Here is a 19,022-nt window from a genome sequence, read left to right as displayed (position 1 = left end):
GTGCCGCAGAGAGCCACGCCTGCCCGCTTCCGCGGAATCGCTGCATGAGCCTGCCCTTCACCGCGAGCATGTTTCGTTTCGCTATGGCTCCGTTCACTGATAGGACATCGTGAATATCGCCGTCGTCTTAACGCTGCCCGAGACGACCGCTGCGGCACCGAGGCGGTAATACTGCGCGTAGAACGGAAAGCTCATGTTGCCCGTCGTGCTGGATGTCAACACGAGCGGAGCATCGAGCGTGACAGGCGTTTGCGTCGAATCGAGGAGTTGGACGCCCACGCCCTGCGCCGATCCCGCGTTGCCGAGCACTGAGGCCACGCCCGAATTGCCCGAACTGGAACTGAACGTCACGGACACCTTCACGCCGGACTGGCACGTCAACGTCAGCGCGAACGGCGTGCGAGCCGCAACAGCGCCGGCGGCGGAAAGCATCGACGGAGAAATCGTCGCGAGGTACACAGTCTGGTTGGCCGTTGCCGCCGTGACCGAGCAGGTGACCGTGCGGACCGGCGTGTTGCTTGCGACCGATATCCAGCTTGCAGAGCCGCCGCCATTGAGCGGGATGCCGGTGTTTAGCACGCCCGTGTAGTACGTCGCGCCGGTGATATTGCCGCTGCCGACCGGTCCGGTCTTCACGAGCTGGAACGTTCCCGTGACGTTGAACGTGCCATCCGCCCCGACGGTGCCGAGCGACGATGTCGTCGAGCACGCGCCCGTGCCGATCAGGGGATTGCCGTTCGAATCGAGCAAGCGCATGCCGATGCCGGCGACGTTCGTCGGATAGACGCCCGGCATTCCCGCTACCGGCGTGCCGCTGCCGGGGCATGCAACGACGGGTGTATTGAACGTAGACGATGCCGCGCACTTGCCGCTCAGAGCGATCGGCCGCGCCGTACCGGGAATCACGCTGCCGTTCGCGAGCGTGTCCGACACCGCAATCGAACCGTAGCTGAACGTGGCCGGAAGCCCGGTCGTCGGACAATCGGCGCTGGCGATGGTCGGCGTCGTGACAAAGAAGGCGAGTACCCCGAGGATTCGCAGCATTCGCATCGCGACGGTCATCGTTGCATGCATTTTCTCACCTTGTCTGCGCTTCACCGAGGCCTCCAAGGATTACCAGTGTAGGTCGCTCGGCGTCGTGACGACTAGCCGGCAATGCGACTCGACCGATGCGTACACCGCGCTCGCATCGCCTTTCGCGTCTTTCTTCGGCAGCGTGTAGGCGATCGCGCATTGCTGGCCGGGTTCATCGCCCCACTTCGCCACGAGCGTTCCGCTATCTTCGATGCCGCGCGCGAACACGCGGCTGTCCTGCGCGACGACGCCCACGTTGCGCCCGTTCGCATCGACCACTTCGGCGCCGAAGGGCAATACCCCGCCGCCGACGAGCGGCGCGCGAATCAGCGCGGCGCGGCCCGTCGTCGTCTTGTACTTGAGCATCACGATGGAGCCGAGATGCGGCGCGGTACGCTCCGACGTCGAGTCCAGCTCGACATCGCCGGACGTGCCCTTCGGATCGAGATCGACGGTATTCATACCGTAAGGCGTCAGATACGGCACCACCGCATAGCCGCGCTCGTCGACGTGGACGCCCTGCGCGCCGGACACGCTCGCGCCTTCCGCACCCTTCGCCTCGACGATCCCGAATGTATCGCCGACCGTCTGCGCCAGCGTGATGCCGCCGGGATGCGCGACGATCGACCCGCTCACGCCCGCCGACATCTGCGACGAATGGGCGCCGCCACTCGCCGACGCGCTCACCTGCGCGTGCGCGCCGCGGTACGTGCCGCTCGCCCCGCCGTTGAAGCTGGCACCTGCGGTGTCGTTCCTCGCGGCCGTGCCATACACGTTGTAGCTGGTCTCGTTGCCTTCGCCCGCCGTTCCGCTGATGCTCGTCTGCAAGCTCGACGCGCCACCGCTCGAATTGAGATTCGCGGTCAAGAGCGGCGCGTGCTGCGAATGTCCGAGCGGAATAGTCGTGCTGACCATGAACTGGTCCGAGAGCTTGCCGTCGCCGTTACGCGTGCGGCCCGCCGACACGCTATAGCTGCCGTATTTGAAACTGTTGGAATAGCCTGCCTGGTAGAACGTGTCGTGCCCCGGACGATTCCAGTAACTCTGCGACGACACCGTTGCAAAGAACGACCCGTGCGTGCCGAGCGACTGATTCACAGTGAGCTGAAGGCGTCCGCGCTGGCGGTCGGTCTGTTCGAGCTTGCCGCCGTGCATGGCGTCGTCGCGAAGGCGCGCGGCATCGGCAAAATTCAGGTAATGCGCGTCCGAAAACCGATACGCGCCGAGCGAGATGTCCGTGTCCGTGGGCGTGAACACCTTGCTATAGCCAATGTGAAGGCTGCGGCCGCTCAGCGTCTGCCCGCCCGGAACATCGGTCCGGGCCGTCGTGATATCCGCAGCCAGCGCGCCCAGCTTCGTGTTCAACGCCGCGCCGACGTTGGCGGCCACATAGCCCGTCGATGCGATGGCGCCGCCGTACAGCGTGACCAGGTTGGTCAGTCCGCGCTGCATCGTGACTTGCGCGAAGGCGGGTTGCTTCTCGAGCGACTCGTCGCGCAACTGGCCCGCCGTAACTGCGAAACGCGTCGTGCCCGGACGCAACAGCTGCGCGATCGACGCGTACGGAACGGAAAATTGCCGCGTGCGACCGTCGGCTTCCGTGACGGTCACATCGAGATTGCCGCCGTAGCCCGTCGCGTAGAGATCGCGAAGCTCGAACGGTCCCGGCGGGACGCTCGTTTCGTAGATGACCTGACCGTTCTGCCGCACCGTCACGCGCGCATTCGACTCCGCCGTTCCGCGCACGACCGGCGCATAGCCGCGCAGCGATTCCGGCAGCATGCGGTCATCGGTTGCGATCTGCGCGCCGCGAAACTGCACGCTGTCGAAAACGTCACCGGTGGTCCTCGCATCCCCGAGCGTGACTTGCGCGCGCAGCTTCGGCAGATCGTGTTGCAGGTAGGTGGCGATGTCGTCGAATTGCGTGGCCTGGCCCGTCGCCGCCGTCACCGACGATTGATGCCGGAAATGCCATTTGCCGATGTTGACGCCGGCGTTGATGCCGAGATATTCCTGCGTCGACGTCACGCCGCCGTTGTTCGAACGGTACGCGTTCGCGTTGTAGCTCAGAAAGCCCGCATTGACGCCCTCGTCCCATTGCTCCGGCGGCACATAACCGCGCGCGGTGTTTCGAACGTAGCTTTGGGGAACGGAGAGCGTGAGCTTCTGCTCGCCGAAGTCGAAATCGGCGTTCGCGCCGGGAATCGCAGCGTCGATGTCGATACAGGCGGTAGCGTCGTCATGACGGTCTGCCGCGACTTTCGCGAAATCCACGCCGTAGCCTTCCAGCGCCGCGCGCGTGAGACAGGCCCGCGCACTCCCGCCTTCGGGAGGCGCGACGAAACGCACCGGCTCGCGGGCCACGCGAGTGCCGTTGAACCAGACGTCGACGACGTACGTGCCGGGCTTGACCGCGTTGCCATGCGAGAAGCGCGAAACGTCCTGGCGTTCGTTCGCGTCGAGGCGCAGGAACGTCGTGTCGAACTCGACGTTCGCGCTGCCGCCAGCGACGTCCGCCGCCCGCACCGCGCCGGCGTGCATGCAGCCGAGCGCCGCGAACGCGAACATCGCGACTGATGCGACCGGATTCAACGAGAATGCCTTGAACGGCAGTTCGTCGCGTGATCCGCTTTGCAGTAAACGTTGACGCGTCGGTTTCATCGAGGGCAAGACGACAGGCGCAGGAGATCGGCGCGAACGCATCCGATGCACGTGACGAGCACGCGCATTGCGTTTCGCGAAATGAAAACGGAGATGGCGCGGGACCGGCGCGCCGCCGGACTACAGAACTACGGGACTACGGGGCGATCGCCGCGTCGCCTTCGATGCCGCCGCCGAAGTCGTTGATCGCGGTGAACTGGACCCGGCCGGCATGCACGCCAGTCATCTTCGGCATGTCGATCACGCCTTGGGCTTTCGGGGGGACCATTCCGCCCTGGTCGTTCACGTACCGCCGGCCATCCGCCGACACGCTGACTTCGCTGAACGACACGTAATACGGCGTGGGATTCGACACAGCCAGCGCCTGACCTTCGCCATGGGCCGCGGGCACGACTTTCCAGACGAGCTGGCGCGGCGCGTCATCGGGAGAGCCGGGGAGCTTCGCCGGACGCGCGAACAACTTGATGCGTGTGCGATACGCAAACTGCAGCGTATTCGCGCCCGGTTGCGTGTCGGCTTTCGGAGGTACGTCGAGCACGTTGAGCCAGAACACCGATTCGCGGTCTTGCGGCAGCGCCGCTCCGCTGAACATCACGCGCAGCGCCTGCGACTTGCCCGCGTCCATCCGAAAGATCGGCGGCGTGATGACGAACGGCGCCTTGCTGTCGGCGGGCGTGGCGTTGGCGTTGCCGTCGTCCATCCACACTTGAACGAGCGACGGATGCGCGCTGTCGTTTGTCAGCTTGACGGTGACTTCGCGTTGATCCATCGGATAGACGACCCGCGTCCCGCCGATCACGACGCTCGCTTGCGCGCCCGCCGTGGAGAACAGGGCGGCCATGCCGAGCGCCGCGAGCCATGTGTTGAACGTCTTCATTGCATTACTCCGATTGATTCACTGAAAACCGCGAAGTCACCGCGCGACACCTGACTTACTGATACTGCATCGTGTACTGCACCGACGTATTCACCGCGCCCGACTGTGCCTTGCCGGTCGCGTAGTACTGCGCGAAATAGTTCAGCGTGGCCGCACCGCCGGTGATCGTTGCGCCGTTCGTACCAACGACGTTGTTTGTGTTCGTCAACACGCTGATCGGCTGCATGGCCGAATTGAGCAGGCGAACTTCGACGTTCGTCGCCGGGGACGCCGATGCCTGATTGAGCAGATAGCCGGTCGTCTGGTCGACGGTCGAGCCGTTTTCGAAATGGGCGATCGCCTTGGTCGCCGCGCCGGAACAGCCGCTCAGTGCAAGTGTGATGTCGCCGAGATTCGACGTTCCCGCGACCGCGCCCGCGGAAGCCAGCGAGCCTGCCGGGACCGTCGGCAGCGTGACGGTGACGTTGGCTGGCGAGCCGCTTGCCACGCCGTTGATCGAGCAGGTCGTATCCGACACTGCGCCGTTGATGGTGATGGTGCCGTCGGCGGCGTGCGCCGACGCGCAGAACAAACCTGCGAGAGTCGCGGCGGCGACAGCTGCGGAAATGATGCCTTTCTTCATTGATACTGCTCCGGAGGTGAATGGTTAGGAAAACGGACAAACGTTTCTACGTTGTCATTCCCGATAGAAAGATGCCTTGGTTCGCTCGCTCGGGCCAACGTCAACGCTGCAAACGAATGTTACGAAGTTGCGCCCGGGCGGTATTTAGGAACCTTCTCAAATACATAAGAAAACTTCCGAGTGCCGTGAAGCAATTTTGCTAAGCAGCGACGAGGAGAATGCCGCCCCGACCTCGCTGGTATTCGCGTTTATAGGAGGTTGGCGGCGGTATCGATGACGGCAGCGGGAAGCTCGCCCGAAGGCGAGTCATCCGTGCCGAAGCGGCAGGCAAGAAGGTGGCGAGGCGACCGCCGTTCATCGAACCTGAGCGGCTCGACGCGGCACACGTCGGAGGAATGCGGGGATTACAGGCCGCGTTGAGATCCAAGCACTTCGCAGCAGGCCGAAAACGAAACAGCCCGATCGGCTTGAGCCGATCGGCTTGAGCCGATCGGGCTGTTTTCGTAACGCTCAGGATCTTTTCCGAACCGCCTCGCGAAGAGGCGGTTCTCATGGCACTGAGCGACCAGTGCGCGTCAGACGCCGGATCAGCTGATCTGATCAGCCAGCAGTGCCATGATCTGCCGCGCTTGCGGAGACGAATCGACCTGGCCTTTGTCATCGACGATCGCCACGCGCGTTTCGCCTTCGGTAATGGCGCGCACGTTGACCTGATACTGCTTCACGGCGATCTCCTTGCGGCCATGGAAAACCTGGCTCCAGAAACCTTGCTCGCGCGCCGACTTGTCGTTCGGGTCGGCATAACGCACGAAGTAGACGCCGCGCGCCCGATCCCGGTCGTCCACCGTGAAGTTCGCCCGGTCGAGCGCGATGCCCACGCGCAGCCACGCGCGGTCGTACGCTTCGGGCAACGTGAGTTGCGCGGACTCCGCCTGCGGCACGGTTTCGTTGCGAATCGGGCTATTGCCGGCGTTCGCGACGTTCTGCGCGGCCGTGGCGGCCGCCTTGCTGTCGCCGCCCTTCGCCGGCTGCGCGTTCGCGGATGCGGCGGTGTCGCCTGCGCCCGCGACGCCCGCCGCCTGGCGAGAGTCAGCGATGGCGAGCGACGACATCAGCCGCTTCAGGTATTCGTTCTCGAGCGCGGGATCGTTCGGACGCGCCTGCCACTGGCTCGTGTCGTTGTTCACGCCGGTCAGCGCCTCGCGCATGCCCTTCTGGCTGATGAAGACGTACGTGCCGCCGTTCGATGCCGCTTCCAGACGCGTGCGGTACTTGTTGCGCTCGGCGGTCACATAGGAGTTGCCGGTGGCCTTCGCGAGCGTGTCGCGGATGAGGCCGTCCGAAATCTGCGGATGGGTTTCGTTCCAGTCGGTTTCCATCACGCCCTTATCGCGCGAATCCACGACGAGCAGGAAGCCCTGCTCCTGCCAGAAGCGGCGGATTTGCGGCCAGACCTGATCGGGCGATTTGTTGTCGATGACGAGCCAGCGTTCCGCGCCGTCGCGCTGGATGTGCATGCCGGAAACCGGCGGCACCACGGTCGGCGCGCTCGGCGCGACTTTCTGAACCTGCTGGAGATCCGAGAGCGACGCCTGCCCGCCTTGCGGCGGCAGCGAGCGCTGGTCGACCGCTTCGTCGAGAAGGTTCGGCGGAACGGCGAGCGACGATTGCTTCGAGCGTTGGTCGCTCTTGTAGTTGATCGCGGTGGGCGATGAGGTGCCGCAACCCGCCACGATTCCGGCCACCGCGAAAAGCGCAGCCATCCGCTTGGTTACACGAAAATCTGTCATGTCTGGAAAGTCCTTCCGCTACGCCACGGGGTCGTCCGTGGATCAACCCAGCATTTTACCGGTCCGGCGCAACGCCGTGCAAAAAGAGGGATAAGCGACTCGCCGGGCACGCTCGGCGGTCGCAGTCACATCGCGGACCGCCGTCCGTAGACGGGGCCGCCGAGATCCCGTCCTGCGCCATCCGCATTCGACCGCTCCCCACACATTTGACAATTTATGACATCCGCGCAAATCGTCAATGTGACGTTCGGTTTTCCGCAACCTCTTGAATTTTCGGATTTCTCTGCGTTATTCCGTTGTTTCCTAGCGGCCTCGTCCCCCCATATCGCTCGCCTGCGCATTCATCTTAGAATTCCGTCTTAAAAATAGGACTACTCCTAGAACAGTCGGAGAGAACGATGCGAGAAATAAGACCTCCTCATTACCTTGCTGCCGCCGCGTGCATCGCGCTCGGCGTCAGCACGTTATGCCATGCGCAGCTCGGCGCGACGAAACGCGCGGCGGATGCTTCGGACGGCGCGGTAGTCCACCGAGCGCAGAGCGGACTCGTGACCTACCGCGAGACGACCGATCCGCACGGGATCGTCGTGCGCGAATACGTCGATGCGGCCGGCACCGTGTACGCCGTGTCGTGGCGCGGACCGGCAATGCCGAACGTCGAGGCGCTGCTCGGCGCTTACTTTTCGCGCTTTCGGGACGGCGCGAGCGCGACGGCAGGCGATGCCGGGCTGCACACCGCGCGCGTCTCGGACGCGGATCTGAGGGTCGAGAATCGGACGCGCTTGCGCCAATTCAGCGGGCGCGCGTGGCTCGCGAGCGCCCTGCCGGCGGGCGTATCGGCGGCGGATATCCAATAAAGCGCGAGAGACCAGTCATGACCATCCGCACGCTTTGCCGCCTTCCCGTGATCGCCGTCGTTCTGTTGCTCCATGCATGCGGCGGCGGTGGCTCGGGAAACACGACCGCTTCGCCCGCCACGCCGGCCACGCCGGCACCATCGGCCGCAAGCACGCCTGCGCCGGCCAGCGCGCCGGCTCCGGCTAGCGCGCCGCCCGCCGCGAGCAACGTCGTCGTTCAATCCACGACGCCCAACGTGCAGCCGATTCAGGTGACGCGCATTCCTACCGGCACGCGGAACATGCTGCAAACGAGCGTCACGCTGTGCGTGCCCGACACGAACCGATGCCAGACCATCGACAACATTCAGGTGGATACCGGCTCGCAAGGCTTGCGCGTGCTCGCGTCCGCGCTCGATCCGTCGATTGCGTTGCCTTTCGTGACGGGCAAGGCGGGCAGCGCGGGCAACTCGGCAGTCGCGGAATGCGCGGTGTTCGGCTCCGGCTACACGTGGGGCGCGGTTCGCCAGGCCGATGTGCGGCTCGCCGGCCAGGTGGCGAGCGCGACCTCCGTTCAGTTGATCGCGGATTCCGCCGTCCCCGCCGCCGCCACGGATTGCAGCCAGTCCGGTCTGCCGATGCTCACTGCGTCGAACCTGCGCGGCAACGGCATTCTGGGCGTCGGGCCGTTCACGGCCGATTGCGGCGGCGGTTGCGCTGCATCCGCGATGCCGCGCTGGTACTACGACTGCACGTCGAGCGCGTGTTCCGCGACCACGGTCGCGGTCGCGCAGCAAGTGACGAATCCGGTCGCGCGCTTCGCCACGGACAACAACGGCGTGCTGATTGAATTGCCGGCCGTGCCGCCCGAAGGCGCGTCCGCGGTCGCGGGAACGATGACCTTCGGCATCGGATCGCAGGCGAATAACCTGTTGGGCTCCGCGACGGTGCTCAAGTCCAACTCGATCACAGGCTACGTCTCGACGAACTTCGGCGGCAACGACTACGGCTCCAGCTTCATCGACAGCGGATCGAACGGCCTGTTCTTTCCGTCGACCACGCTGACGTCGTGCGGCGTCTGGTACTGCCCAGCGACGACGCAAACGCTCAACGCGACGCTCAGTTCCGCGACCGGCGCGTCGGTCGGCGTGTCGTTTTCCGTCGCCAAATCCACGACGCTCCTGTCGAGCGGCAACAACGCGTTCAGCAATCTGGCGGGTCCCGCGAGCGGCTTCTTCGACTGGGGCTTGCCGTTCTTCTACGGCCGGCGCGTGTTCACCGCCCTCGAAGGCCGCGCAACGCCAGCGGGTAACGGCCCGTACTACGCGTTCTAAAAGCGCAGAAGCCGTCTCCGGCATCGCGGAGACGGCTTCTTCGAAGGTGACCCGGTTACTGCCCGCCCGAGCGCGCTTCTTCCTCGAAAATCTTCTGCGCGAGGTGGAACGCCGAGTTCGCCGCGGGCACGCCGCAATAGACCGCGGTCTGCATCAGCACTTCCTTGATCTCGTCCTGCGTCACGCCGTTGTTTTTCGCGGCGCGCAGGTGCAGCGCGAGTTCTTCGCTGCGGTTGAGCGCCACCATCATCGCGATGGTGATGAGACTGCGCGTGTGGCGCGGCAAGCCTTCGCGCGTCCAGATCTCGCCCCACGCATAACGCGTGATGAAGTTCTGAAATTCGGTCGTGAGGTCCGTGCGGTTGGCAAGCGACCGGTCCACGTGCGCGTCGGACAACACCGCGCGGCGCACGGTCATGCCGGCTTCGTAGCGTTCGTCGTCGGTCATTGCTGTTCTCCGAGGAAGTCGAGCACGGCGTGAGTGTAGGCGTCGTGCTTCTCGATGTTCGACAGATGCGCGGCATCCAGTTCGACGTAGCGCGATCCGCCGATGGCGCCCGCGAGTTCGCGGCCCTGCTCGGCCGTCGTCGACATGTCGTGCGTGCCCGCGATCACGAGCACCGGCAGCGCGATGCTCTTCGCTTCTTCGCGAAGGTCGGCGTCGCGGATCGCCTCGCAGTTGGACGCGTAGCCGTCGCCCGAGGTGTGGCGGAACACGTCGCGGATATTCGCGAGCACGAGCCGCTCCCGCTCGATGAACGGCGCCGTGAACCAGCGCGCGATGACGCTATCGGTGAGCGCGGCCATGCCGCCCGTCTCGCGCGCTTTCGCGGCGCGCGGCGTCCACACGGCGTCCGAGCCGATCTTCGCGGCCGTGTTGGACAGCACGACGCGCGAGAACCGCTCGGGATGACGCGCGGCGAGGCCGATGCCGGTCAGGCCCCCCATCGACAGTCCGCAATAGTTCGCGCGCTCGATGCCGAGATGGTCCATCAGCGCGACGACGTCGCCGATCAGTTGATCGACGGTGTACGGGCCGGGCGCCACGTCGGAATGGCCGTGACCGCGCGTGTCGTAGCGCAGCACGCGGTAGTGCTTCGCGAACGCCTCGATCTGCGGCGTCCACATCGACACGTCCGCGCCGAGCGAATTCGAGAGCACGAGCCACGGCGCGTCGTTGCCGGCGGTGGCGTCGATCCGGTAGTGAATCCGGGTTTGATTGATAGCGGCGAAAGGCATGCTGTTATTGCTCCGTATCTTGATCTTGATACTGGCGATGCTGCGCGAGGGCGGCATCGACGAACGCCTGAGCCTGACCGACGTAATTCGCCGGATCGAGCAACTCCTTGAGACGCGCTTGCGAGAGATGCGCGCTGACCGTTTCGTTCGCGGCGAGCACGTCGAAGAGCGATTGCCCGCTCGCGACCGCCTCCTTCGACGCGCCTTCGACGAGCTTGTGCGCGTCGAGCCGGCCGATGGCGTCGCCGAGCGCGAGCATCACGGCTTCGCCGAGCACGAGGCCGTTCGTCGCGTTCAGGTTCGCCGCGAGCCGCCCGACGTTCACTTCGAGGCCCGGCACGATGTCTTTCACGTTGGCGAGCGCGCCCGCCGTCAGCCGCGCGAGGTCCGGCAGCGCTTCCCACTCGGCTTGCCAGCCGCCGAGCGCGCGCTCGTGTTCCTGCACCATGCCCGCGAAGATCGTCGCGACGAGATTCGGAGCGCGCGTGGCTGCCGTGAGCACGGCCGCGCAGCCGACCGGGTTGCGCTTGTGCGGCATCGTCGACGAGCCGCCCTTGCCCGCCGCCGACGGCTCGGCCACTTCGCCGAGCTCCGTCTGCATCATGAGCGAGATGTCCCGCGCGACCTTTCCGAGCGTGCCCGTCAGCATGCCGAAGAACGACGCCGCTTCCGCGATTCGATCGCGCTGCGTGTGCCACGGCAGCGCGGGCAGCGCGAGGCGCAGGTCATCGGCGAGCGCGCGCGCCGTCGGCAGCGCCTTGTCGCGCAGGCTCGCGAGCGTGCCCGCCGCGCCGCCGAACTGGAGCACGAGCGCGCGTGCGCGCACATCGGCAAGACGCGCCCGATGACGCGTCACGGCGTCCAGCCATTGCGCGAACTTCAGGCCGAGCGTGATCGGCAGCGCTTGCTGCAGCCACGTGCGGCCGATCATCGGCGTCGCGCGATGCTTGTCCGCCTGATCCGCGAGCGCGTTTGCGAGCGCTTGCAGATCAGCGTCGATGAGATCGAGCGCCGCGCGCAATTGCAGCACGACGCCCGTGTCGATGATGTCCTGGCTCGTCGCGCCCCAATGCACGTACTTCGCGGCTTCGGCGTCGCGCGCCTTGACGACGGCGGTCAGTTGCTTGACGAGCGGAATCGCGAGATTTCCGCCCGCCGCCGCGCCCGACATGAGCGCGGCCGCGTCGATGTTGTCGGCGTCGCACGCGGCGACGATCGCATCGACGGCGCTCGCGGGAATCACGCCCGCTTTGGCCGACGCGCGCGCGAGCGCCGCTTCGACGTCGAGCATGGCCTGCACGGTGGCGCGCGGCGACCACACGGCGTTGGCCGCTTCGCTGCCGCAGATGAGGTCGGTCAGGCGTCCGGTGGAGTCGAACATGTCGTCAGACGCGTTCGATGATCATCGCGATGCCCTGCCCCACGCCGATGCACATGGTGCACAGCGCGAAGCGGCCGCCGGTGCGTTCCAGCTGATACGTCGCCGCGGTGACGAGTCGCGCGCCGCTCGCGCCGAGCGGATGACCGAGCGCGATCGCGCCGCCGTTCGGATTGACGCGCGGATCGTCGTCGCCGACGCCGAGCATGCGCAGCACCGCGAGGCCTTGCGAGGCGAACGCTTCGTTCAGCTCGATCACGTCCATCTGATCGATGGTCATGCCAAGACGCGCGAGCAGCTTCTGCGACGCCGGGCCGGGCCCGATGCCCATCACGCGCGGCGGCACGCCAGCGGTCGCCATGCCGAGAATGCGCGCGCGCGGCGCGAGGCCGTGGCGCTTCGCGCTGTCCTCGTCGGCGATCAGAAGCGCGCACGCGCCGTCGTTCACGCCGGACGCGTTGCCCGCCGTCACGCTGCCGTCCGGGCGCACGACGCCCTTGAGCTTCGCGAGCGCTTCGAGGCTCGTCTCGCGCGGATGCTCGTCGCGATCGACGACGATCGCATCGCCCTTCTTCTGCGGGATCGTGACCGGCGTGATTTCCTGCGCGAGGGAGCCGTCCTTCTGCGCGCGCGCCGCCTTCTGCTGGCTGCGCAGCGCAAACGCGTCCTGATCTTCGCGGCTCACCTTGTAGTCGTCCGCGACGTTCTCGGCGGTTTCCGGCATCGAGTCGACGCCGTACTGCTTCTTCATCAGCGGATTCACGAAGCGCCAGCCGATGGTCGTATCGTAGATATCGGCCTGACGCGAGAACGCGCTCGTCGCCTTGCCCATGACGAACGGCGCGCGGCTCATGCTTTCGACGCCGCCCGCGACGAGCAAGCCCGCCTCGCCCGACTTGATGGCGCGCGCCGCGATGCCGATGGCGTCCATGCCCGAACCGCAGAGCCGATTCACCGTCGAGCCCGGCACGCCGACCGGCAAGCCCGCGAGCAGCGCCGACATGCGCGCGACGTTGCGGTTGTCTTCGCCCGCCTGATTCGCGCAGCCGTAGATGACTTCCTCGACCGCTTCCCAGTCCACTTCCTTGTTGCGCTCCATCAGCGCGCGCAGCGGCACGGCGCCCAGATCGTCCGCGCGCACCGACGACAGCGAGCCGGCGTAGCGGCCGAACGGCGTGCGGATCGCGTCACATACGAATGCATCTTTCATCGCTTGCTCCAATTCTGTTTGTCTCTGCCTATGTCTCTCAGGCTGCCTCGGATACGGGCGTGTACTGAAGCGGCACGTTGGCCAGCTTCTGCAATTCCTCGAACGACAGACCGTCGACGATCTCGCGCACCGCGAAACCATCGGGCGTCACGTCGAACACGGCGAGGTCCGTGTAGACGCGATCCACGCACTGCACGCCCGTCACCGGATAGGAACACTCGGCCACGAGCTTGCTCTCGCCCTGCTTCGTCAGCAGTTCCATCATCACGTAGACCTGCTTGGCGCCGATGGCGAGGTCCATCGCGCCGCCGACAGCCGGAATCGCGTCGGGCGCGCCGGTGTGCCAGTTCGCGAGATCGCCTTTCGCCGACACCTGGAACGCGCCCAGCACGCAGAAGTCGAGATGTCCGCCGCGCATCATCGCGAACGAATCCGCGTGATGGAAGAACGCGCCGCCCGTCAGCAGCGTGACGTGCTGTTTGCCGGCGTTGATGAGTTCGTCGTCTTCTTCGCCTTTCGCCGGTGCCGGGCCCATGCCGAGCAGCCCGTTTTCGCTATGCAGGAAGATTTCGCGGTCCGCCGCAAGATGATTGGCGACGAGCGTCGGCACGCCGATGCCCAGATTCACATATGCGCCTTCGGGAATGTCCGCGGCCACGCGCTTGGCCATTTCGTCACGAGTCAGTTTCTTCATGGCATTGATCCTTTATGCGGCTTCGGCGGCGAGTTCGGCGGCATGCACCGCTTGCGGCACTTCCACGACACGCTGCACGAAGATGCCGGGCGTCACGATGTGTTCCGGGTCCAGCCCGCCGAGCGGCACGACCTTCGAGACCTGCACGATGGCCGTCTTCGCGGCGCTCGCCATGATCGGCCCGAAATTGCGCGCCGTCTTACGATAGACCAGATTGCCCCAGCGGTCGCCCTTGAACGCCTTCACGAGCGCGAAGTCCGCATGCAGCGGCGATTCCAGCACGTAATGCTTGCCGTCGATTTCGCGCGTTTCCTTGCCTTCCGCGAGTTTCGTGCCGTAGCCGGTCGGCGTGAAAAATCCGCCGATGCCCGCGCCCGCCGCGCGAATGCGTTCCGCAAGATTGCCCTGCGGCACGAGTTCCAGCTCGATTTCGCCGGCGCGGTAGAGGGCGTCGAATACATGCGAATCCGTCTGCCGCGGGAACGAGCAGATGATCTTGCGCACGCGCTTTGCCTTCAGCAGCGCGGCGAGCCCCGTATCGCCGTTGCCCGCGTTGTTGTTCACGATGGTCAGCTCGCGCGCGCCCTGTTCGATGAGCGCGTCGATCAGTTCGGACGGCATGCCCGCCGTGCCGAATCCGCCGATCATGATGGTCGCTCCGTCGTGAACATCCGCCACCGCGGACGCGAGCGATTCGAAAATCTTGTTGATCATTGCCGTTCTTCTCCGGTCCCGTTCGGCGCGCGCAGACACTGCGCGCTGCTTCGAACTTCGGGTTTACCTGCGCGTCGATGACGCTTGCGTGAGTATGTTCGATATGCGAACATCGATTCGTTTAGCGAACAACCGAATGGTAGTCCCGCGTTCGTTGCAGTGTCAACGAAACCCGCGCAATTCGCGGGTTTGTACGGAGCCAGAGCCGTCGAGAATGTCATGAACAAGCTTCCAACGCCCTCTTCCGATACCGACGTGCAAGACGCGCCGTCGCGTCCCGGCGACGCCTACGTGCAGTCGTTCGCGCGCGGCCTGGCCGTGATTCGTTCGTTCGATGCGAGCCGCCCCGCGCAGACGCTCACCGATGTCGCCGCCGCCACGGGCCTCACGCGCGCCGGCGCGCGGCGCATTCTGCTCACGTTGCAGTCGCTCGGCTACGTGGAAGCCGACGGCCGGCTCTTTCAACTGACGCCGAAGATTCTCGATCTCGGCTTCGCCTATCTCACGTCGATGCCGTTCTGGAATCTGGCCGAGCCCGTCATGGAGGATCTCGTCGAGCAGGTTCACGAAAGCTGCTCGGCGGCGGTGCTGAACGGCGCCGAGATCGTCTACGTGCTGCGCGTGCCCACGCACAAGATCATCACGCAGAATCTGTCCATCGGCAGCCGTCTGCCCGCGTTCTGCACGTCGATGGGCCGCGTGCTGCTCTCGGCGCTCGACGACGCGCGGCTCGACGCGGTGCTCGACGCCAGCAACATCGTCGCGAGGACGCCGCACACGATCACTGACCGCAATGCGTTGAAAGACGCGATCGCGCTCGTGCGCCGTCAGGGCTGGGCGATTGTCGATCAGGAACTGGAGGAAGGGCTGATTTCGATGTCCGCGCCGATCCGCGACCGGCAAGGCCGCGTGATCGCAGCGCTCAATATCAGCGGCAACGCGCAGCGCAAGAACGCGAAGCAGATGGTGAAGGCGTTTCTCGACCCGCTGCAAAGCGCGGCGCAACGCGTGTCCGAACTGGTCGCGCGACGCGGCTGACAGCGGCCTGCCGCCTACATCATGAACGACCTCGACCTGAACCTGATTCCGTTTCTCGTCGCCATCGAGGAAACGCGCAACGTGAGCCGCGCAGCCGAACGGCTCGGCGTGAGTCAGCCGCGCGTCTCGACGGCGCTCGGGCGGCTGCGCGAGTACTTCAATGATCCGCTCTTCGTGCGCACGTCGCGCGGCATGGAGCCGACGCCGCGCGCGCTCGCGCTCGTGCCCGCGGCGCGCGAGGCGCTGAGCCGCATCGAGCGCGGCCTGCTGGACACACAGCATTTCGATCCGTCTTCCAGCACCGACACGTTCGCCATCGCGCTGTCGGATGTCGGCGAGATCGTGTTTCTTCCGCGTCTGTTGCAGGCGTTTGCGAAGGAAGCGCCGCACGCGAATCTGCGCTCGGTGTCGGCATCGCACGGCGAAGTCGAGCGCGGGCTCGCGTCCGGCGACATCGATCTGGCCGTCGGTTACTTCCCCGACCTGCATGGCAACAACTTCTTCCAGCAGCGGCTTTTCTCACATCGCTTCATCTGCCTGATGCGGCGCGATCATCCGTTTGCGAATGCGCCGCTCACGCTCGAACGCTTCGTCGAATGCGGACACGCGGTGGTGCGCGCCGAAGGTCGCAGCCAGGAAATCCTTGAGAATTATCTGGACAAAGAACGCGTGCGGCGCCGCGCCGTGCTGGAGACGCCGCACTTCATGAGCCTGCCGTTCATCCTCTCGCGCACCGATCTGATCGCGACGGTGCCGCATGCGATCGGCTTCGCGTATGTCGCGGAGCACGCGTCGATCACGCTCGCCGAGCCGCCGCTACCGTTGCCGCGCTTCGATCTCAAGCAGCACTGGCATCGCAAGTATCACAACGATCCGCGCACGACATGGCTGCGCGGCGTCGTCGCCTCGCTCTTCAACGACGCGCTCGATGAATGGCCGAAGTGATCCGGCTAAGATCGCGCTTTTCCTTTCCCGCGGACTCTGAACGATGGATGCGCTCACCAGCCTGCGCGTGTTTCGCGAAGTGGTCGAAGCCGGCAGCTTCGTGAAGGCGGCCGAGCGCCTCGACATGTCGACGGCGATGACGAGCAAGCATGTCGCGAATCTCGAACGTCAACTCGGCGTGCGGCTGCTGAACCGCACGACACGGCACCTGAGCCTGACCGAAGCCGGCAGCGTGTATTACGAGCAGTCCCGCGAGGCGCTCGACATATTGCAGGCGGCCGAGGCGGCGGTCGGCGCGCAGACCGCCGAGCCGAAGGGCGTGCTGAAGGTGACGGCGCCGGGCTGGTTCGCGAATCGCCGGTTCGCGGATCTGCTCGTCGCGTATCAGGCGCGTTATCCCGGCGTGCTGGTCGACTTGCGACTGGAGAACCGCTTCGTCGATCTGGTCGAAGAAGGCTATGACATGGCGTTGCGCGCAACGTCGGAGCCGTCGCCCTCGCTGATCGTGCGGCCGCTGTGCACGATGCCGTCCGTGCTGGCCGGCTCGCGCGCTTATCTCGAACGTCACGGCGAGCCTCGCCATCCCGACGATGTCGCGCGGCATCGCATGGTCTTGCCGACATATACGAACATCGAGTCCGTCACGCTGTCCGGCCCGGACGGCGCTGTCACCGTCAAAAATCAAGCCGTGTTGAAAACAAACGACACTTCGATGGCGCTACAACTCGTGAAAGCCGGCATCGGGCTCGCGTATTTCCCGCTGTGGATCGTCGAAGCGGAGTTGGCGTCGGGCGCGCTCGTGCGCGTGTTGCCGAGCTACGCGGCCTTTGCGCCAGCCGTCTACGCGGTGTACACGAGCCGCAAATACATGACGACGAAGGTACGCACGTTCATCGACTTTCTCTCCGGGGCGCTGGCGGATCGGCCAAACTGATTAGGAATACTCTTATTCAAGCGAAACGGGGCTGCGTGTGAAGATCGCGCCCGGCGTCCGGTTGGCGGACTGCCGATCTCTTCAGCGCATGAGGCATCCGCACATGGACTTCCCCTGGGTTCCGTTGCTTTTCAATCTGTTATTGCTGGGCGCCGTGCTCTTCGCGTGCCGCACGGCCAACGCGGCGATCGGCAAACCGGTCTGGAACGGCGCGCTGATCTACTGCGTCTTTTGCGTGCTGGCTATGGCGCTCGACTTTACGCTGACGATGGTCTTCGCGTCCGCTGGCTTCCATGCGCATACGCGGTACGAGGCCGTGGGGTCGCGCACGGCGTGGAGCGCGCGCGTGCTCGGCTATCTCGTTCCGTGTGCGGTGTCGCTGGTGCTGGCGCTGCGGTTCCGGCAGCGGCAACGGAGCGTCAAGCCGCGCGTCGTCGAGGAGAAGATGCCGGACATGGTGGATGCCGAAGCCACCTCGGTCGCAGCGTCGTAACGCAGGAGCGGCAGAAGTGGAATCTTCGACGTTTGCCGTAAAAATCGCCGAAGCAGTTCTACTATCCGTTTCGCTCTGATATACTTTCGCTCTTTCGGGGCGTAGCGCAGCCTGGTAGCGTACCTGCATGGGGTGCAGGTGGTCGGAGGTTCAAATCCTCTCGCCCCGACCAGACAGAAACCCGCGTCGGCATTGGCTGACGCGGGTTTTTTCTCGTTACATTCCTGTACAAAAACACAGTGATAGTTAGGCGCCGTATTAGGCGCGCCTAATAAAATGGACGGACATGGCTACTAACTTCAACTGGGTATGCCCGCACTGCGAGCGTCATGTAACCATCTCGTCGGCGAGACGTTCCGGCGCGATGCACACGCTGAAAATCGAGAACAGCGTCGGCCGCCGAACGCTGCTTTCTCAGTTCATCGTATGCCCGAATGAGCAATGCCAGAAGTACACGCTCGATCTGAAGCTGGCATCTACTTTTTTCAACGTTGGCACCGGAGAAGAGGTGATCGACGAGGTGATCGAATCGCTTCGGTTCGAGCCGCGTGGTGCGGCGCGGTCGTTTCCCGAATGCGTCCCAGCTGTATTGCGTGACGACTATCGTGAAGCATGCTCTATTGCGGATCTGAGCCCCAAGGCATCTGCAACGCTTTCCAGGCGGGTTTTGCAGGGCATGATCAGAGACTTTTGGAACGTCAGAATCGACAGACCTACCCTTTGGGCTGAGATCAAGGCAATCGAAGATAAGGTTGACCCTGACACATGGCAGGCAATCAAGGCCGTCAAAGATCTAGGCAATATCGGCGCTCATATGCAGGCGGATATAAACGTGATCGTAGATGTAGATCCGGAAGAAGCGAGGTTGCTAATCGGCCTGACCGAGACGCTGTTTGACGAATGGTACGTAGCGCGGGAGACCCGGCGCCAAAGAATGGCCGCCATAGCGGCTGCCGCGCAAGCGAAAATACTTCCGCCGCCGCAATAGTCTATCTAGGGCAGTTCTTCGCTACCGCGAGATCATGCGCGAGCACCGCCGTCCCAATCCGCCGGCTCCGCCTGTTTCGCATCGAGCAATGCAGTGCTTCACCAACCGGCGTTGCATCGCTGCGCTGCGTACGCGATTATTCCCTCGCGCGTGTCGCATCCATGCGCTTGCCCTCTCGGCATACTTTGCCCGGTC

18 protein-coding genes and 1 tRNA gene are annotated in these 19,022 nt (G+C 64.8%); 8 read left to right on the top strand and 11 right to left on the bottom strand.

All coding sequences use genetic code 11. From position 1 onward, the window contains the following. Positions 1–93: 93 nt before the first annotated feature. The 5 genes from LDZ24_RS05690 to bamC all read right to left on the bottom strand — a co-directional run bounded on the left by LDZ24_RS05690 (position 94) and on the right by bamC (position 7,024). Complete coding sequence (locus tag LDZ24_RS05690) at positions 94–1,044, bottom strand: fimbrial protein (RefSeq protein ID WP_248322072.1); 951 nt, start codon at positions 1,042–1,044, stop codon at positions 94–96. A gap of 69 nt (positions 1,045–1,113) precedes the next feature. After that, positions 1,114–3,735 carry a fimbria/pilus outer membrane usher protein gene (locus LDZ24_RS05685; protein WP_248322071.1) on the bottom strand — a complete coding sequence of 874 codons (2,622 nt, stop codon included), beginning with the start codon at positions 3,733–3,735 and terminating at the stop codon, positions 1,114–1,116. Between the two features lie 136 nt (positions 3,736–3,871). Then, positions 3,872–4,612: a molecular chaperone gene (locus LDZ24_RS05680; protein WP_248322070.1), complete on the bottom strand. Its 741-nt coding sequence runs from the start codon at positions 4,610–4,612 to the stop codon at positions 3,872–3,874. Between the two features lie 55 nt (positions 4,613–4,667). Further along, a complete protein-coding gene (locus LDZ24_RS05675) occupies positions 4,668–5,234 on the bottom strand; it encodes a fimbrial protein (protein ID WP_248322069.1) in 567 nt (188 codons plus the stop codon). Between the two features lie 587 nt (positions 5,235–5,821). Continuing rightward, positions 5,822–7,024: an outer membrane protein assembly factor BamC gene (gene bamC, locus LDZ24_RS05670; protein WP_248322068.1), complete on the bottom strand. Its 1,203-nt coding sequence runs from the start codon at positions 7,022–7,024 to the stop codon at positions 5,822–5,824. Positions 7,025–7,422: 398 nt separating this feature from the next. Here bamC and LDZ24_RS05665 point away from each other — a divergent pair, with 398 nt between their 5' ends. Next, positions 7,423–7,881, top strand: coding sequence for a DUF2844 domain-containing protein (locus LDZ24_RS05665; protein ID WP_248322067.1), 459 nt, complete (start codon positions 7,423–7,425; stop codon positions 7,879–7,881). 17 nt (positions 7,882–7,898) lie between these two features. Further along, a complete protein-coding gene (locus tag LDZ24_RS05660) occupies positions 7,899–9,194 on the top strand; it encodes a DUF3443 domain-containing protein (RefSeq protein ID WP_248322066.1) in 1,296 nt (431 codons plus the stop codon). A gap of 55 nt (positions 9,195–9,249) precedes the next feature. Here LDZ24_RS05660 and pcaC read toward each other — a convergent pair whose 3' ends face one another. Genes pcaC through LDZ24_RS05630 form a run of 6 tightly spaced genes read right to left on the bottom strand, consistent with a single transcriptional unit; the run spans position 9,250 to position 14,429 of the window. Next, a complete protein-coding gene (gene pcaC, locus LDZ24_RS05655; protein ID WP_248322065.1) occupies positions 9,250–9,642 on the bottom strand; it encodes a 4-carboxymuconolactone decarboxylase in 393 nt (130 codons plus the stop codon). Further along, entirely contained in the window at positions 9,639–10,433 is a 795-nt protein-coding gene (gene pcaD / locus LDZ24_RS05650) for a 3-oxoadipate enol-lactonase (protein ID WP_248322064.1), read from the bottom strand. Before pcaD ends, pcaC begins: the two co-directional genes overlap by 4 nt. A gap of 4 nt (positions 10,434–10,437) precedes the next feature. Next, positions 10,438–11,814 carry a 3-carboxy-cis,cis-muconate cycloisomerase gene (locus tag LDZ24_RS05645; RefSeq protein ID WP_248322063.1) on the bottom strand — a complete coding sequence of 459 codons (1,377 nt, stop codon included), beginning with the start codon at positions 11,812–11,814 and terminating at the stop codon, positions 10,438–10,440. Positions 11,815–11,818: 4 nt separating this feature from the next. Continuing rightward, positions 11,819–13,021, bottom strand: coding sequence for a 3-oxoadipyl-CoA thiolase (gene pcaF, locus LDZ24_RS05640; RefSeq protein WP_248322062.1), 1,203 nt, complete (start codon positions 13,019–13,021; stop codon positions 11,819–11,821). Between the two features lie 37 nt (positions 13,022–13,058). Beyond that, the gene (locus tag LDZ24_RS05635) at positions 13,059–13,715 is read right to left on the bottom strand and encodes a 3-oxoacid CoA-transferase subunit B (protein ID WP_175940088.1); all 657 of its coding nucleotides are present in this window, start codon (positions 13,713–13,715) and stop codon (positions 13,059–13,061) included. Positions 13,716–13,727: 12 nt separating this feature from the next. Beyond that, a complete protein-coding gene (locus LDZ24_RS05630) occupies positions 13,728–14,429 on the bottom strand; it encodes a 3-oxoacid CoA-transferase subunit A (protein WP_248322061.1) in 702 nt (233 codons plus the stop codon). 219 nt (positions 14,430–14,648) lie between these two features. On the opposite strand from LDZ24_RS05630, the gene LDZ24_RS05625 reads away from it, so the two are divergent. The 6 genes from LDZ24_RS05625 (at position 14,649) to LDZ24_RS05600 (ending at position 18,827) form a co-directional block, all read left to right on the top strand. Then, the gene (locus LDZ24_RS05625) at positions 14,649–15,467 is read left to right on the top strand and encodes an IclR family transcriptional regulator (protein ID WP_248322060.1); all 819 of its coding nucleotides are present in this window, start codon (positions 14,649–14,651) and stop codon (positions 15,465–15,467) included. A 21-nt stretch (positions 15,468–15,488) separates the two neighbouring features. Further along, complete coding sequence (locus LDZ24_RS05620) at positions 15,489–16,412, top strand: LysR family transcriptional regulator (protein WP_175940085.1); 924 nt, start codon at positions 15,489–15,491, stop codon at positions 16,410–16,412. 43 nt (positions 16,413–16,455) lie between these two features. Beyond that, positions 16,456–17,346, top strand: a complete 891-nt coding sequence (locus tag LDZ24_RS05615; protein WP_248322059.1) for a LysR family transcriptional regulator — start codon at positions 16,456–16,458, stop codon at positions 17,344–17,346. A gap of 37 nt (positions 17,347–17,383) precedes the next feature. Beyond that, positions 17,384–17,839 carry a hypothetical protein gene (locus LDZ24_RS05610; RefSeq protein WP_248322058.1) on the top strand — a complete coding sequence of 152 codons (456 nt, stop codon included), beginning with the start codon at positions 17,384–17,386 and terminating at the stop codon, positions 17,837–17,839. Between the two features lie 95 nt (positions 17,840–17,934). Continuing rightward, positions 17,935–18,011 (top strand) — tRNA-Pro (locus tag LDZ24_RS05605). A 114-nt stretch (positions 18,012–18,125) separates the two neighbouring features. Further along, positions 18,126–18,827 carry a DUF4145 domain-containing protein gene (locus tag LDZ24_RS05600; protein WP_248322057.1) on the top strand — a complete coding sequence of 234 codons (702 nt, stop codon included), beginning with the start codon at positions 18,126–18,128 and terminating at the stop codon, positions 18,825–18,827. Positions 18,828–19,022 lie beyond the last annotated feature (195 nt).

This window comes from Caballeronia sp. Sq4a (assembly GCF_023170545.1).
Taxonomy (GTDB): Bacteria; Pseudomonadota; Gammaproteobacteria; order Burkholderiales; family Burkholderiaceae; genus Caballeronia.
Note: the sequence above shows the minus strand (reverse complement) of the source record. Positions and strands in the feature narration are given on the sequence as shown.